Origin of the sequence: Nonomuraea sp. NPDC049141, from assembly GCF_040648415.1 — a bacterium.
In the GTDB taxonomy this organism is placed as follows: Bacteria; Actinomycetota; Actinomycetes; order Streptosporangiales; family Streptosporangiaceae; genus Nonomuraea.
Map to the genome: position 1 here is coordinate 57,329 of NZ_JBEZDR010000009.1, position 14,372 is coordinate 71,700.

13 protein-coding genes are annotated in these 14,372 nt (G+C 67.7%); 8 read left to right on the top strand and 5 right to left on the bottom strand.

The features are described from left to right. The first annotated feature begins 1 nt into the window (after position 1). Genes AB0B91_RS27025 through AB0B91_RS27040 form a run of 4 tightly spaced genes read left to right on the top strand, consistent with a single transcriptional unit; the run spans position 2 to position 3,324 of the window. Positions 2-646, top strand: coding sequence for a TetR family transcriptional regulator (locus AB0B91_RS27025; protein WP_358325026.1), 645 nt, complete (start codon positions 2-4; stop codon positions 644-646). A gap of 42 nt (positions 647-688) precedes the next feature. After that, a complete protein-coding gene (locus AB0B91_RS27030) occupies positions 689-1,876 on the top strand; it encodes an FAD-dependent oxidoreductase (RefSeq protein ID WP_358325029.1) in 1,188 nt (395 codons plus the stop codon). A gap of 13 nt (positions 1,877-1,889) precedes the next feature. Next, positions 1,890-3,092 carry a cytochrome P450 gene (locus AB0B91_RS27035; RefSeq protein WP_358325032.1) on the top strand — a complete coding sequence of 401 codons (1,203 nt, stop codon included), beginning with the start codon at positions 1,890-1,892 and terminating at the stop codon, positions 3,090-3,092. A gap of 37 nt (positions 3,093-3,129) precedes the next feature. Next, a complete protein-coding gene (locus AB0B91_RS27040) occupies positions 3,130-3,324 on the top strand; it encodes a ferredoxin (protein WP_358325035.1) in 195 nt (64 codons plus the stop codon). 42 nt (positions 3,325-3,366) lie between these two features. On the opposite strand, the gene rfbB is transcribed toward AB0B91_RS27040, so the two are convergent. Further along, positions 3,367-4,341 (bottom strand): dTDP-glucose 4,6-dehydratase, encoded by a 975-nt coding sequence (rfbB, locus tag AB0B91_RS27045; protein ID WP_358325038.1) that lies wholly within the window; start codon positions 4,339-4,341, stop codon positions 3,367-3,369. A gap of 248 nt (positions 4,342-4,589) precedes the next feature. Here rfbB and rfbA point away from each other — a divergent pair, with 248 nt between their 5' ends. Then, on the top strand, positions 4,590-5,492 hold the full coding sequence (rfbA, locus tag AB0B91_RS27050) for a glucose-1-phosphate thymidylyltransferase RfbA (protein WP_358326007.1): 903 nt from the start codon (positions 4,590-4,592) through the stop codon (positions 5,490-5,492). 66 nt (positions 5,493-5,558) lie between these two features. Further along, positions 5,559-5,816: a DUF5988 family protein gene (locus AB0B91_RS27055; protein WP_358325040.1), complete on the top strand. Its 258-nt coding sequence runs from the start codon at positions 5,559-5,561 to the stop codon at positions 5,814-5,816. 14 nt (positions 5,817-5,830) lie between these two features. Here the strand turns inward: AB0B91_RS27055 and AB0B91_RS27060 are convergent, their stop codons facing one another. Then, entirely contained in the window at positions 5,831-6,514 is a 684-nt protein-coding gene (locus AB0B91_RS27060; RefSeq protein ID WP_358325043.1) for a TetR/AcrR family transcriptional regulator, read from the bottom strand. Between the two features lie 471 nt (positions 6,515-6,985). Here AB0B91_RS27060 and AB0B91_RS27065 point away from each other — a divergent pair, with 471 nt between their 5' ends. After that, positions 6,986-8,515: an MFS transporter gene (locus tag AB0B91_RS27065; RefSeq protein WP_358325045.1), complete on the top strand. Its 1,530-nt coding sequence runs from the start codon at positions 6,986-6,988 to the stop codon at positions 8,513-8,515. A gap of 1 nt (position 8,516) precedes the next feature. On the opposite strand, the gene AB0B91_RS27070 is transcribed toward AB0B91_RS27065, so the two are convergent. After that, the gene (locus AB0B91_RS27070; protein WP_358325048.1) at positions 8,517-11,267 is read right to left on the bottom strand and encodes an AAA family ATPase; all 2,751 of its coding nucleotides are present in this window, start codon (positions 11,265-11,267) and stop codon (positions 8,517-8,519) included. 429 nt (positions 11,268-11,696) lie between these two features. Here AB0B91_RS27070 and AB0B91_RS27075 point away from each other — a divergent pair, with 429 nt between their 5' ends. After that, positions 11,697-12,467, top strand: coding sequence for an alpha/beta fold hydrolase (locus AB0B91_RS27075; RefSeq protein ID WP_358325051.1), 771 nt, complete (start codon positions 11,697-11,699; stop codon positions 12,465-12,467). Here AB0B91_RS27075 and AB0B91_RS27080 read toward each other — a convergent pair. Both AB0B91_RS27080 and AB0B91_RS27085 read right to left on the bottom strand, forming a co-directional pair. Then, positions 12,464-13,324 (bottom strand): 3-hydroxybutyryl-CoA dehydrogenase, encoded by an 861-nt coding sequence (locus AB0B91_RS27080; protein WP_358325053.1) that lies wholly within the window; start codon positions 13,322-13,324, stop codon positions 12,464-12,466. The two genes, AB0B91_RS27075 and AB0B91_RS27080, sit on opposite strands and share 4 nt — an antisense overlap. Next, complete coding sequence (locus AB0B91_RS27085) at positions 13,321-14,346, bottom strand: ketoacyl-ACP synthase III (RefSeq protein ID WP_358325056.1); 1,026 nt, start codon at positions 14,344-14,346, stop codon at positions 13,321-13,323. The genes AB0B91_RS27080 and AB0B91_RS27085 overlap by 4 nt, the downstream gene beginning before the upstream one ends. Between the last annotated feature and the right edge of the window lie 26 nt (positions 14,347-14,372).

Consider the following 14,372-nt stretch of genomic DNA (forward strand, 5'->3'; position numbering starts at 1 on the left):
CGTGACCGGCCGGACCGTCCGGGCCGATCGGGCGGGCGCGACCCGGGAGTCGATCCTGACGGCGGCGGAGCGGCTGTTCGCCGAGCACGGGGTGATGGCCGTGTCCAACCGTCAGGTCAGCGAGGCCGCGGGGCAGGGCAACAACACCGCGGTCGGCTACCACTTCGGCACCAAGACCGATCTCGTACGCGCCATCGTCCGCAAACACGCCGAGCAGATCGAGCGGGTGCGCCTGCGGATACTGGCCACGATCGGCGACAGCTCGGACGTACGGGACTGGGTGGGCTGCCTGGTGCGCCCGACCGCCGAGCACCTGGCCGCCCTGGGCAACCCGACCTGGTTCGCCCGGTTCGGCGCCCAGGTGATGACCGACCCCGTGTTCCGCGAAATCATGATCGAGGAGGCTCTGTCCTCGCGCGCGCTGCTCCAGATCATCGACGGGCTCAACCGGTGCCTGCCCGATCTGCCGGCCGAGGTGCGGGCCGAGCGCTATGACATGGCTCGTCAGCTGATGGTGCACGTGTGCGCCGAGCGCGAGCGCGCCCTGGCCGAGGGCACCCCCACACCCCGATCGAGCTGGCACGACGCCGCGACGGGGTTGATCGACGCCATCGTCGGGCTGTGGCTGGCACCGGTCACGTCCTAAGGAGGACTTTTCAATGAAAACACTTGAGCCGGGCGAGGTCGCGTGAACGCTCCCTCCAGCGTCCTGGTGGTCGGCGCGTCCGCCGCCGGGCTGGCCACCGCGGAGGCGCTGCGGCGCAAGGGGTATCCGGGCGGCCTGACCGTCCTCGGTGCCGAGCCGCACCTGCCCTACGATCGGCCACCGCTGTCCAAACAGGTCCTCTCCGGCGCCTGGGACCCCGAACGGACTCAGCTACGGCCCCAGACGGCTCTGTCCGCCCTGGACGCCGAGTTCATCCTCGGCGACCCGGCCGTCGGCCTGGACGCGGCCGGACGCACCGTCCACACCGCGTCCGGGCGGGCCCTGCGGGCCGACGCCGTCGTGGTGGCCACCGGGCTGCGGCCCCGCAGGCTCGCCGGGCAGGCGGAGCTGGCCGGGGTCCACACGCTGCGTACGCTCGACGACGCGCTGGCGCTGCGGGCGGAGCTGCTGGCTTCCTCGCGGCTCGTGGTCGTGGGGGAGGGCGTGCTCGGCGCCGAGATCGCCGCCACCGCGCGCGGCCTGGGCCTGGAGGTCACCATGGCCGGCCCGCTGCCGGCACCACTGGCCGGTCAGGTGGGACCCATGGTCGCGGGGATGCTCGCCGAGCTGCACACCGAGCGCGGGGTCCACCTGCGGCTCGGCGCCGGGGTCAGCGGGCTGACCGGCCACGAGGGGCGCGTCACGGGCGTGCGCCTGGCCACGGGCGAAGTGCTGCCGGCCGACGTGGTCGTGGTGGCGATCGGGTCCGACCCGGCGACCGAATGGCTCACCGGCAGCGGCCTGCGGGTGGACAACGGGCTGGTGTGCGACTCCCGCTGCCGCGCGGCCGAGGGCGTCTACGCGGTCGGCGACGTGGCCCGCTGGCACCACGACAAACTCGGCGCCCTGCTGCGGCTGGAGAACCGGACCAACGCCACCGAACAGGCCATGACCGTCGCGGCGAACGTCCTCGGCGAGGAGCAGCCCTACTGTCCCGTGCCCTACTTCTGGACCGACCAGTTCGACGCCAAGCTCCAGGTACATGGAGTGCTGCCCGTCGACGCCGAGGTGACCGTCGTGGAGGGCGACCCGGTGAACCGCCGCTTCGTCGCGCTCTACCGCCGCGACGGCAGAGTCACCGGCGTACTGGGCTGGAACATGCCCAAACAGACGCGCCTGCGCCGACAGGACGTCGTCGACGCGCTCGCCGACCTCGTACCGACTCCCTGACATTGGAGAATTCATGACAAGCACGGCTGAGATTCCGGAGTACCCGATGGCCAGGGCGAAGGGTTGCCCCTTCGATCCGCCCCCGGCGCTGCAGGCCAAGCAGGAGGAGGGCCCGCTCGCCAAGGTCCGCCTGTGGGACGGCAGCACCCCGTGGGTGGTGACCCGTTACGCCGAGCAGCGGGCGCTGCTGGCCGACCCGCGGGTCAGCGCCGACGTCACCCGGCCCGGCTATCCGAGCCCGGTCCCCCTCAACGGCTCGGCGCCCATCAGCTTCATCCTGATGGACGATCCCGAGCATGCCCGGCTGCGGCGGATGGTGACGGCGCCGTTCACCATCAAGCGGGTGGAGGCGATGCGGCCGGCCGTCCAGAAGATCGTGGACGACCTGATCGACGAGATGCTGGCCGGCCCGAAGCCGGTCGACCTGGTGACGGCGTTCGCCCTGCCGGTGCCCTCGCTGGTGATCTGCGAGCTGCTCGGTGTGCCGTACGCCGACCACGACTTCTTCCAGGACAACAGCAAGGTCCTCATCAACCGGGACGCGGCCCCGGAGCAGCGGATGGCCGCCGTCGGCCGCCTGAACGGCTACCTGAACGACCTGCTGGGCGAGAAGCTCGCCAACCCCGGTGACGACCTGCTGTCCGGGCTGACCGAGCGGATCAGGACCGGGGAGCTGTCCCAGCACGACGCGGCCGGGATCGGGGTGCTGCTGCTGATCGCCGGGCACGAGACCACCGCGAACATGATCGCGCTCGGCACCCTCGCCCTGCTGGAGAACCCCGGCCAGCTCGCGCTCCTGCGGGACACCGCGGATCCGAAGCTGGTCTCCTCGGCGGTCGAGGAGCTGCTGCGCTACCTGCACATCACGCACAACGGGCGGCGCCGGCTGGCGCTGGCGGACATCGAGATCGACGGGCAGGTCATCCGCGCCGGTGACGGGCTGATCATGGCCAACGACATCGGCAACCGCGACCCCGACGCCTTCCCCGACCCCGACCGGCTGGACATCCAGCGCGACGCCCGCCACCACGTGGCGTTCGGCTTCGGCGTCCACCAGTGCCTGGGCCAGCCGCTGGCCCGGATGGAACTGCAGGTCGTCTACAGCACCCTCTACAAGCGCATCCCCACCCTGCGGCTGGCCGCGGATCTGGAAGAGATCCCGTTCAAGCACGACGGGTCGGTGTACGGGGTCTACTCGCTCCCCGTGACCTGGTGACTTTCCCCACCACTACGACGACAGGCAAGAGGATCTCATGAAGGTGATCATCGACCAGGACAAGTGTGTCGCTTCGGGGCAGTGCGTGGTCGCCGCCGCCGACGTGTTCGACCAGCGCGACGAGGACGGCATCGTGGTGCTGCTGAACCCCGACCCGCCGGCCGAGCAGGCCGCCGACGTCCGGCACGCCGCGGTGGTCTGCCCCGCGCTGGCCATCCAGATCGAGGACTGACGTCCACCTGAGGCCACCTCGACCGACCGAGGTGGCCTCACGTCATCGGGCCAGGCTCTCGGCCTTGAGCGGCTGCCACCAGGCGCGGTTGTCGCGGTACCAGGCGACGGTCTCGGCCAGGCCGGTCTCGAAGTCCTTGCGGGGCCGGTAGCCCAGCTCGTCCCGGATCTTGGCGCAGTCGACCGAGTAGCGGAGGTCGTGGCCCTTGCGGTCCTCGACGTACGAGACCAGGTCCCAGCCGGCCTCACAGGCTTTGAGCAGCAGTTCGGTCAGCTCCCGGTTGGTGAGTTCGGTGCCGCCGCCGATGTTGTAGATCTCACCGGGACGGCCGCCGGCACGGACCAGTTCGATGCCCCGCACGTGATCGTCGATATGCAGCCAGTCGCGGCTGTTGGCGCCGTCGCCGTACAGGGGAACCGGCCGCCCGTCGAGGAGGTTGGTGACGAACAGGGGGATGATCTTTTCCGGAAAGTGGTGGTGGCCGTAGTTGTTGGAGCAGCGGGTGACGCGCACGTCGAGCCCGTGGGTGCGGTGATAGGCGAGGGCGAGCAGGTCGGAGGCCGCCTTCGAGGCGGAGTAGGGGGAGCTGGGCCGTAGCGGATCGGACTCCAGCGACGATCCCTCCGGGATCGAGCCGTAGACCTCGTCGGTGGAGACGTGCACGAAGGTCCCCAGCCCGCTGCGGACCGCCGCGTCGAGCAGGGTCTGGGTGCCGGCCACATTGGTCCGTACGAACTCGGTCGCACCCGTGATGGATCGGTCGACATGGGACTCGGCGGCGAAGTGGATCACCTGGTCGTGTTCGGCGACGAGCGGGTCGACCAGTCGCGCGTCGCATATGTCGCCCTGGACGAACGCGAATCTGTCGCTCTCGCGTACCTGGTCCAGATTCGCGGGGTTGCCCGCGTAGGTGAGTTTGTCGAGGACGGTGATCCGCGCGTCGCCGTCGGTTTCGAGCAGGGTGCGCACGTAGTGGGAGCCGATGAATCCGGCGCCCCCCGTGACCAGAATCTTCATCGCAAGATCTCCTACGTGAGCCCGAGCGGAGTCGCCGTGCGTCGCGTCACGATCCGCCTTTCGCGGTGGAAATCATATCGCCGGTAAACCGCGCGCAACCGTTTAGCGGACGACATAGGGGGGAGCCGGGGGCGCGGTAGGGGGTAAATGAGGGTTGTCTTGGAGTCCATTCCGAGGTGATCCGGTGTGATGCTCAGGGAACGAATATCGATTCTGGCTGCCCGGTTTTCCCTGAGGAAGGGTATTTCGTGAAAGGCATAATTCTGGCCGGCGGGCACGGCACGCGGCTGTACCCCATTACTCTAGCGGTCTCGAAACAGTTGCTCCCCGTGAACGACAAGCCGATGATCTATTATCCCTTGTCGGTGCTCATGCTCGCGAATATCAGGGAGATCCTCGTGATCTCCACCCCGGAGGACCTGCCGAATATCGCGCGCCTGCTCCGCGACGGCTCTCACCTCGGGCTCGACATCACCTACGCCCGTCAGGACGAGCCCGTCGGCCTGGCCGACGCCTTTATACTCGGCGCCGACCATATCGGCGACGATTCCGTGGCGCTGGTGCTCGGCGACAACATCTTCCACGGATATTCGTTCTACGACATCCTCCAGGAGAACACCGCCGACGTGGACGGCTGTGTGTTGTTCGGCCATCCGGTCAGCGATCCCGAGCGCTACGCCATCGCCGAGATGGACTCGCTCGGCAGGCTCGTCTCCATCGAGGAGAAACCTGCGCATCCGCGCTCCAACCGCGCCGTCGTCGGCCTTTATCTCTACGACAACGACGTGATCGACATCGCCAAGAATGTCCAGCCGTCCGCCCGTGGGGAACTCGAGATCACCGACGTCAACCGGGTCTATCTCGAGCGGGGCAAGGCGAAATTCGTGGAACTCGGACGCGGGTTCGCGTGGCTCGACGCGGGCACGCCCGACTCCATCCTGCAGGCCAGCCAGTACGTCCACATGCTGGAGGGCCGGCAGGGCGTACGCATCGCCTGTATCGAGGAGATCGCGCTGCGGATGAACTACATCGACGCCGAGGCCTGTCACCGCCTCGGCGAGGAGTTGCTGCCGTCCAGCTACGGCCGGTACGTCTGCGCCCTCGCCGCCGAGTTCGGCCACGCGCGGCAACCGGCCGGCTCGTTCTCCTAGAGATCGTCCCCCAGAGATCGGCGACGGCCGGGCCGCCGCCGGTCACGATCATCGGAGGTACCCGACATGACCGTTCCCTCCTTCGACGGCTCCTCGTCCGCCGCGCCGCCCCTGTCCGGGCGCGAACCTGTGGAGGTCGCGCTCGAGGGTGGTCCCGCCGATGTTCCGCGAACTCTGCGCGTCATGCACGACGTGGTCTCAGCGGGAAAGATAAAGATTCCGCGCAACGGCGGATACGAGCATTTCGAGCGGGTCGGCGTATCCGCGGATTCCGGTGGCCCACCGCTCTTCCGGTGGACCACCCGTACCAAAGTGGCCGAATGAGCAAGGCCCGTGTCTCACAGCGCCTTGCGCAGATCCGGCTCGTGTCCGGCCGATCCGGTGTTCTCCCGCTCCTCGATGAAGACGGCGACCCCGTCGAGCAGGCGGCGGATACTGAACCAGAGCCATTCGTCGATGTGGGCCACTTCCTCCTGCCGCTCCAGCAGGCTCGACAGCATGGGGAAGTGGCCGGATTCGAGAATCTCCGAGATCATCGGCATCTTGGCCGCGCGCCACTGCCGCGTGGTGACCCCGGTACGCCGCTCGGCCTCCCATTCGCTGACGCGAAGCAGGGCGGCCCCTTGTACCTGAGCGCTTACCGCGATGGTCACCCAGTGCATCATCACCGGATCGAGCCCGAGGCCGTCCAGGGCGCCCATGGCCCGTTCGAGGTCGGCCAGAACGTTCGGCCCGAGCGGCGGCTGCGGGGTCGCGATGACCTGCAGCACCCACGGATGCCGGGAATAGAGCCGCCACTCCCGCAGCGCGGACAGTTCGAGCCGGGAGCGCCAGTCGGCCGGGACGGGCGTCAGGTTCTTGTCCTCGCCGTGCACGCGATCGACCATCAATTCGATCAAGGCGTCCTTGCTCGTCACGTAGCGGTACAGCGACATCGTGCCCACGCCGAGCTCGGCCGCCACCCGGCGCATGGACAGCGCCTCCAGGCCCTCGGTGTCGGCGATCTCGATGCCGGTGCCCACGAGCCGTTCCAGCGTGAGTCCTTCGCGAGGTGCTCGCGGAGCGGGTTCGGGCGTGGGCGGCCGGGTGTCTTCTCCGGCGGGCTCAGGGGGAGGCGCTTCGGAACAGGGCCGTGCGCGCGCGGCCACGCGCGCTCTGTATGCCCGAGCCTGGCACGACCGCGAACAATATCGCGGTCGTCGCCCCCGAGGTGCGGCACACAACGGGTTGCCGCATTCTGCGCAGGTGAGCATCTGGCCTCACAGATTTTGTCACGCGCATCTTGATATGTAGTGAAATTCTATCACATGAGTTCGTGATGAAATCGATCATCAAGCGTGATGAAACGCGCCACAGCTCCGCCGAAAAGGCGTGATATATACCCGCCACTGACGCTTTGTCGGAATTTATTTTCCGTTTCGTGTCGTGGGGTCGGCTGGAGGCGGAGATGAGTACGTCGTATGCACTCGTACACGGTATCTGAGGAGTGTGGGATGGAAACGGAGTCGAAGATCGCCGGACGACGAGAATGGATAGGACTGTCGGTTCTCGTGCTGCCCGTCCTGCTGATCTCTATTACCGTCACGGTCCTCTACTTCGCGCTGCCGTTCCTCAGCGCGGATCTCCAGCCGAGCGGGCCCGAGCAGCTCTGGATCGTCGACATCTACGCCTTCTGGCTGGCGGGGCTGCTGATCGTCATGGGCACGCTCGGGGACAGGATCGGCCGCCGGCGCCTGTTGCTCATCGGCGCCGCCGTCTTCGGGATCACCTCCGCCGCGGCCGCCTACGCGCCCAGCGCCGAGATGCTCATCGTCCTGCGCGCCCTGCAAGGCGCGGCGGCCGCGACCCTCATGCCGTCCACCCTGGCGTTGATCCGCAACATGTTCCACCAGCCTCGGCAGCGCCGGCTGGCCATCGCGATCTGGGCCGCCGGCTTCTCCGGGGGCAGCGTGCTCGGCCCGATCGTGGGCGGGTGGATGCTGGAGAGATTCTGGTGGGGCTCGGTGTTCCTGATCAACGTGCCGATCATGGTCCTGCTGTTGGTGCTCGGCCCGATCCTGCTGCCGGAATACCGCGATCCGCAGGCCGGCCGGCTCGACATGGTGAGCGCCGCACTGACGCTGGTGGCCGTGCTCCCGATCGTCTACGGAGTGAAGGACATCGCCGAACAGGGCCTGAGCTCGACCGCCGTGCTCGGCATCGCCGTGGGCCTGGCCGCCGGCATCTCGTTCGTCTGGAGGCAGCGCACGCTGACCGACCCGATGCTCGATCTGCGCCTGTTCGCGGACCGGGGGTTCGGCATCTCGCTGATCACCAGCACGCTCGCCATCTTCGCCCTCATGGGGCTGTTCTACTTCATCGCGCAATATCTGCAGCTGGTGCTGGGGCTGCGCCCGTTCGTCGCGGGGATCCTGACCTTGCCCGCCGCGGGCATGGCGCTCGTCGGATCGATGCTGGCCGTGGTGGTGGTGCGATGGGCGCGCCCCGGTTTCGTCATCGGCGGTGGCATGCTGCTCGCGGGGGCGGGGTTCGCGGTGCTCTCGCAGCTCGAAGGGGAGCCGGGCGTCCAGACGCTCGTGATCGGCCTGGCGCTGCTGGGCGCCGGGCTCGGCGCCGTTCAGGCGGTGGCCTCCGATCTGGTCGTCACGGTGGCGCCCGAGGAGCGGGCCGGCTCGGCGTCGGCGGTGCTCGAGGCCGGTACCGAGTTCGGCGCCGCGCTCGGTGTCGCGGTCCTGGGCAGCCTTGGGCTGGCGATCTACCGCTGGTCGTTCGCCGTTCCGACCGGCCTCTCCCCTGAGGCCGCCCAGACGGCGCGCGAAACGCTCGGTGGGGCGGTCGAGGTGGCCGCCCAGCTTCAGGACCAGGCGCGGGCGGCCTTGCTCGACGCGGCGCGTACGGCTTTCACCGAGGGCATGCGGGTGGCCGCGATCTCGGGTGCGGTCGTCCTGGTGGCCACGGCCGTCATGGCCACGATCCAGCTCCGGCAGGTGACCACCGAGGAGACCACCGAGCAGGCGAGGTGAGTCAGCGTAGCTCCACATAGGAGAACTGCGCGGGCAGGTCCCTCCGGCCACGGACGTTGAGCTTGCGGTAGATCCGGGTCAGATGCTGCTCGACGGTGCTGACCGTGATGTAGATCTTCCGGGAGATCTCCCGGTTGGTGTAGCCCAGCGCCGCGAGGGAGGCCACGCGCTGCTCGGCGTCGCTGAGCAGGCCCATGCTCTCGGTGTCCTCCGTCTCCTGCTCGGCCGGATCGTCCTGGCGTACCGCCCAGCGCAGCGGCTCCGCCTGGCACTCGTCGGCCACCCTGTCGGCCCAGTAGCCGATCATCCGGGCCTTGTGGAGCTCGCCGATCTCGTTGAAGGCGTGGGTCAGATCGACGAGCGCGTAGGCCATCTCCAGCCGGTCTCCGGCGCTCTGGAGCATGTCGACGGCCTCCCTGAGCAGCGCCGGCCGCTTCTTGAGGTCGCCGGTCGCGGCCAGCAGCCGGAGCGTGGCCCCCTTGGCCCTGAGCGAGTCGCCGCCGGGCAGGTCGTACGGTTCCTCCAGGAGGGTCCGGGCCTGGTTCGGCTGGCCCATCTGCATGAGCGCGGCGGCCGCTCCCTGGCGCCAGGGCACCAGTACGGGTGTGTCGAGGTTCCAGGAGCGCATGAGCCTCCCGCAGCTCAGGAAGTCGTTGAGAGCCGCGTGCGAAAGGCCCGTCGCCAGGTGGAAATAGGCCCGTGCCTGGAGATAGTGCAACCCGAACCGGCTCTGATAGATCGCCGCGGGGATGGGATGCCTGAGCAGTTGGGTAGCGACATCGAACTTCCCCATTTCGGTGTTGGTGCGGATCAAGGCGGCCAGCGGCAAGCCGATATGAATCCCTATACTCCGACTAGGTAATACATCCAGTGCTATAGAGGCATATTTATGGGCAATCGCCAGATCCCCTTGACGAATGGCGATGTGCGCTCGGAGGCCGGCCAGCACCGCTCGCCAGGTGGGGGAGCGTCGTTGGACGGCTTCTTCGAGTAAGACATCGCAGAGTGGGGCCGCTCGATCCGCCTGATCGGAGTAGAGCAGTGTGAAAAGAGAGGATTCCACGGCTTCAAGATTCGCATCGTCCAGCGTGGTGGACTGGAGGACGCGTTCCGCGGTCGCGATCTTATGTTCATCCTCCTCTGTTCTCAGAAAACCGGACAAAAGGGCGGCCCCTTGCAGCTGCCATACGCCGGCTGCCGGTTTGGCGCTGTCCATAGAGGTGTCCGCCGCATCGAGCAGAAGCGGGGGAAAGGCGGAAGCCAGCCACTGGTGCGTGACACCGAGCCGGAAGAGCGTCTCTTTCTCGGCGGATTCGGCCGCCATGGAGTTCAGCCGCCGCAGCGCCTCCGCGGCCTCCTCGAGCCGCCCGTGCCACAGGAAGAACCTCAGCAGCATGCGGACGTCTTCGAACCCGAGGCGGCCCTCCCGCGCCACCGCCATGAGCGGGTCGAGGTGCTGGGCGGTGGCCGCGGGATTGACCAGCCACTCAGTCCGCGCGAGCGCGGCCCGCAGGGCCGCCCGCCGCGCGTCGTCCTGACACAGATCGATCGCCAGTCTCAGGCATTGGATGGCGAACTCGTGCTCGTCGCTGAGCAGCGTCTGGTCGGCGGCTTCCCGCAGCTCTGCCATCGCCCATGGCTCCAGGCCGTCGGCGGCGCGGATGAGGTGCTCGGCGACCGCGGTGCTGGCCGCTCCCTCCGTGTGGAGGAGCTGGGCGGCGCGCCGGTGCAGGTCCTTGCGCTGCTCGGCGTCGAGGTCGTCGAGAACGGCCGACCGGGTTTCCGGATGACAGAAGCTCTCTCCGTCGACGATACCGACGGCGGCGAGATAGTTGAGAGTCTGCTGAACGGTCGCCTGCGGAAGTTCCAGTAATTCGGCCAGCAGGTTCGGAAAGGCGAGATCGCCGAGTACGGCGAGGCCGCGGGCGGTGCGCAGTGAGGTCGGGTCGGTGCGATGGAGGAGGGCGCGCACCGAGCGGGAGAAAGCATCTCCGATGACCAGCGAATTCGATTCGCCCGACTCGTGCAGGTAGTCCTCGACCAGTGCCTCGACGAGCAGGGGATTGCCGCCGCCGGCCGCATGGAAATCCGGGCCGAGTTTTTCTGCCGTCTCCTGGTCCATGGATTTGCAGAGCATCTTGGTGACGCCCTCCTGGGAAAGCGTGCCCAGTCTCATGTGCTGGCAGTGCGGATGGCGCATCAGGTCTATCTCGATAAGCGGATCCATCCCCTGTGGATTTTCGGTCGCCGTCACCACGACGAATACGTTGGCATTGTTGAGCCGTTGCACGAAATTAAGCAGGAGCTGCCAGGACAATGCGTCCGAGTATTCGACGTCGTCGACGGTGATGAGCACCGGCGAGCTGGTGGAGAGCTCCAGGACTATCGACCACAGCCCCTGAATGGTGTGCAGCCAATCGGGATTGTGCGGCGACTCGCCGATCGACTTCGCGCTGAAGGCGGCCTCCTCGATCAGCCGGGCGGCCTCGGAGGCGTGCTCGATCGGCAGCGCCGCGCTGTGGAAGCTCTGGCTGGCCATCCCGAGCGGAAGATTGCGGTCGGTCCGTGAGCAGGTGGCGCTCAACCAGGTGACGCCGGCGGCGGCGGCACGCTGGCTGAAGGTGTAGGCCAGTTCGGTCTTGCCGACCCCGGTAGGTCCCGTGATCACCATGACCCGGCCTTTGCCGTGAATGCAGTCCCTCAGCAGATCGTCCAGATCCGTGATTTCGTGGTCACGCTCGATGAGGGTCATCGTCTTTCTGGTTCGCCCCCTTACACCAGTATGAAGGGTCGTGCCCCCTGTCTAATCATTCTGCTACTGCCGCCACGCCGCCTGTCAATACATTCGGACAACACTCAAGAGTGTTCACGAATTTCATCACGTCGGGGTTCCGCTATTTCATCACTTCGTCACGGATGTGCTCGCGGTATCGCAAACCCCCCTTAGTGCCCCTTACCCGACGGGCAGAACCTAGGGGTGCCCTCGCCTGCGCGCCCGGACTGAATGAGTTATTCTCCTGTTCACTGTAAAGATAGCAGGGCGGAATGTGCGTGGCGGCCGGCAACGGGTAAGAGATTTCACGAGCCGGGCTCGGTCAAGGTGAATCGAGAGTTGCCGCTGATATAGCCCACAGATTTTCTTGGTTTAATCCGGCCCGAAACGAGCGAGAAAGGGATTGCCGTGAGTGACGCAGTAAACACCGATGAGACCTGGATCCGGCGGTACCATCCTTCGCCCGAGGCGTCGTCCGTACTCGTCTGCCTGCCGCACGCCGGCGGCGCGGCCAGCTTCTATTTCCCGGTCTCGGGGATGACGCCGCCGTCGGTGGAGGTCCTGGCGATCCAGCTCCCCGGCAGGCAGGACAGGCGCGGTGAGCCCGGCGTCGAGAGCATCGCGGAACTGGCCGATCGCGTCGTGGCGGCGCTCCGGCCGTGGACCGGTCTGCCCGTGGCGCTGTTCGGCCACAGCATGGGCGCGACCGTCGCGTTCGAGGTGGCCCGCAGGCTTGACCGGAGTGGCACGGCCCTGCTGGGGCTGTTCGCGTCGGGGCGGCCCGCGCCGTCGGTGCTCCGCGCCGCCGGTTCTCAGCACCGGTCGGACGAATGGCTGCTGGCCGAGGTGCGCAGGCTGGGCGGCACCCACGCGCAGGTGCTGGGCGACGAAGAGTTCGTCCGCGCTATCTTGCCCGCGCTGAGGAGCGACTACCGGGCGCTGGACACCTATCGCTACCTGCCCGGGCCGAGACTGTCCTGTCCCATCCTCGCTCTCAGAGGCGAGGAGGATCCCAAGGTCAACCTCGAGGAGGCCCGGGCGTGGCGCGACCACACCGCGGCGGGATTCGAGCTGCGTACCTTCCCCGGCGATCACTTCTATCTCGTGCATCACGCGACGGAGGTCATCGGCCTCGTCGTCGACCGGATGCGCGGGGCGCTGGAAAGTCAGCGGGTCTAGGAATAGTCGTAGAACCCGCGGCCGGACTTCCTGCCCAGGAGACCGCCCTCGACCATGCGCAGGAGGACCGGTGGCGGTGAGTAGCTCGGCTCCTTGAACTCGCCGTACAACGCGTCGGCGATGGAGGCCACCGTGTCGAGCCCGATCAGATCGGCCAGGCTCAGCGGGCCCATGGGATGGGAGCAACCCAGCACCATGCCGCGGTCGACGACCTCCGCGGAGGCGAACCCGGACTCCACCATTCTCATGGCCGCGAGGAGATAGGGGATCAGCAGGGCGTTCACCACGAACCCCGCGCGGTCGGCTGAGCGGATCACCTGTTTGCCGAGCGTCGCGGTGACGAACGCCTCGGTCTGGACCTTCGTCTGATCCGTCGTCAGCAGCGACCCGGTCAGCTCCACCAGCGAGAGCACAGGCACGGGGTTGAAGAAGTGGACGCCGATGACCTGGCCGGGCCGGCCGGTCGCGCGCGCGAGCCTGATGATCGGAATGGACGAGGTGTTGGACGCCAGGATGGCGTCGGGGAGCTCCACGATCTTGTCCAGCGCGCCGAACAGGTCGAGCTTGGTCGACTCCTGCTCGGGGACGGCCTCGAAGACGAGCTGCCGATCGCCGAGATCATTGAGGTTCGCGGTGAAGACGACGCGTCCCATCGCCTCGTCCCGCTCCTGCTCGGTGATCGTCCCTTTGCGCAGGCCGCGGTCGAGTGACTTGAGCAGGCGACGCCGTCCCTGGGGCACGGACGCCTCCGTGGAGACCGCGACCCGCACGTCGAGTCCCGCGCGGGCGCACACGTCGGCGAGGCCGGAGCCCATCACCCCGCAGCCCACGATGCCGATCCTGTCGAACTGGGTCATCTCGCCTCCTGTGGCGCTCTGGCCGTCCAGCGGAGCAGGCAGGCGCCGACCGACATGCCGCCGCCGAACCCGGCGAGCAAGACGAGGTCGTCCTGTTTGAGGATGCCTGACCGATTGGCCACGTCGAGCGCCACGGCCACCGAGGCGCTGCCCAGGTTGCCGTACCGCTCGACTATGCGTGGGGTGTGCGTGCCGGTGAGGCCGCAGCGCTCGACCAGCTCCGTCATCAGGCGACCGTTCGCCTGATGGGGGAAGAACGCGTCGATCTCGTCCAGGCCGAACCCGGTGCGGTCCACCAGGCTCTTCATCGCGGGCGGCACGTGCTCCAGCACGAACTCCGTGACGCCGCGGCCGTCCATTCTGAAGTAGTGCCCGCCGTCCGCGACGCTCTCGTGGGACGCCGGCTGCCTGCTGCCGCCCGCCTTGATGCCGATGAGCCCGTGGGCGGCGCCGTGGCTGGACAGCTCGAAGTCGATGAACCCCGACGGCTTGGGCACCGCGCCGACGATGGCGACGCCGGATCCGTCCCCGAACAGGACGGAGGTGCGGCGGTCCGCGAAGTCGAGCTGCCTGGAATACAGATCGGCGCCGACCACCAGGGCGTAGGTGTCCGGGCGGAGCGTGATGAGGCTGTCGGCGATGGCGAGGCCGTACACGAAACCGCTGCAGACGACGTTGATGTCGAAACAGGCGGCGGCGTGCGCGCCCAGCGCGTCCTGCACGAGGTAGGACGTGGGCGGCTGGGGGGAGTCGCCGGTGGACGTCGCCACGATGATGTAGCCGATCCGGCCGATGTCGATGTCGCTCCGCTTCAACGCGTCCAGACAGGCCTGGATGGCGAGGTCCGAGGTCGCCTCGTGCGGCGCGGCGTGACGGCGGGACTCGATCTGCGTCTTGCGCAGGATCCACTCCGCGTCGACGCCCACCCGGCGCGCCAGGTCCTCGTTGGCGATCTCTTGCGCGGGGAGGTACGAACCGGTCGCCAGGATCCCGGTCGAGTGTGCGGCCACTTTCTGAGCCACTGTCAGATCCGCCTTTTCCGGGAAGC

Bases quoted from the DNA above. Each gene is read 5' to 3' on its own strand.
- AB0B91_RS27035 (WP_358325032.1), top strand. From the start codon at position 1,890: ATGACAAGCACGGCTGAGATTCCGGAGTACCCGATGGCCAGGGCGAAG.
- AB0B91_RS27040 (WP_358325035.1), top strand. From the start codon at position 3,130: ATGAAGGTGATCATCGACCAGGACAAGTGTGTCGCTTCGGGGCAGTGC.
- rfbB (WP_358325038.1), bottom strand. From the start codon at position 4,341: ATGAAGATTCTGGTCACGGGGGGCGCCGGATTCATCGGCTCCCACTAC.
- AB0B91_RS27055 (WP_358325040.1), top strand. From the start codon at position 5,559: ATGACCGTTCCCTCCTTCGACGGCTCCTCGTCCGCCGCGCCGCCCCTG.
- AB0B91_RS27065 (WP_358325045.1), top strand. From the start codon at position 6,986: ATGGAAACGGAGTCGAAGATCGCCGGACGACGAGAATGGATAGGACTG.
- AB0B91_RS27070 (WP_358325048.1), bottom strand. From the start codon at position 11,267: ATGACCCTCATCGAGCGTGACCACGAAATCACGGATCTGGACGATCTG.
- AB0B91_RS27080 (WP_358325053.1), bottom strand. From the start codon at position 13,324: ATGACCCAGTTCGACAGGATCGGCATCGTGGGCTGCGGGGTGATGGGC.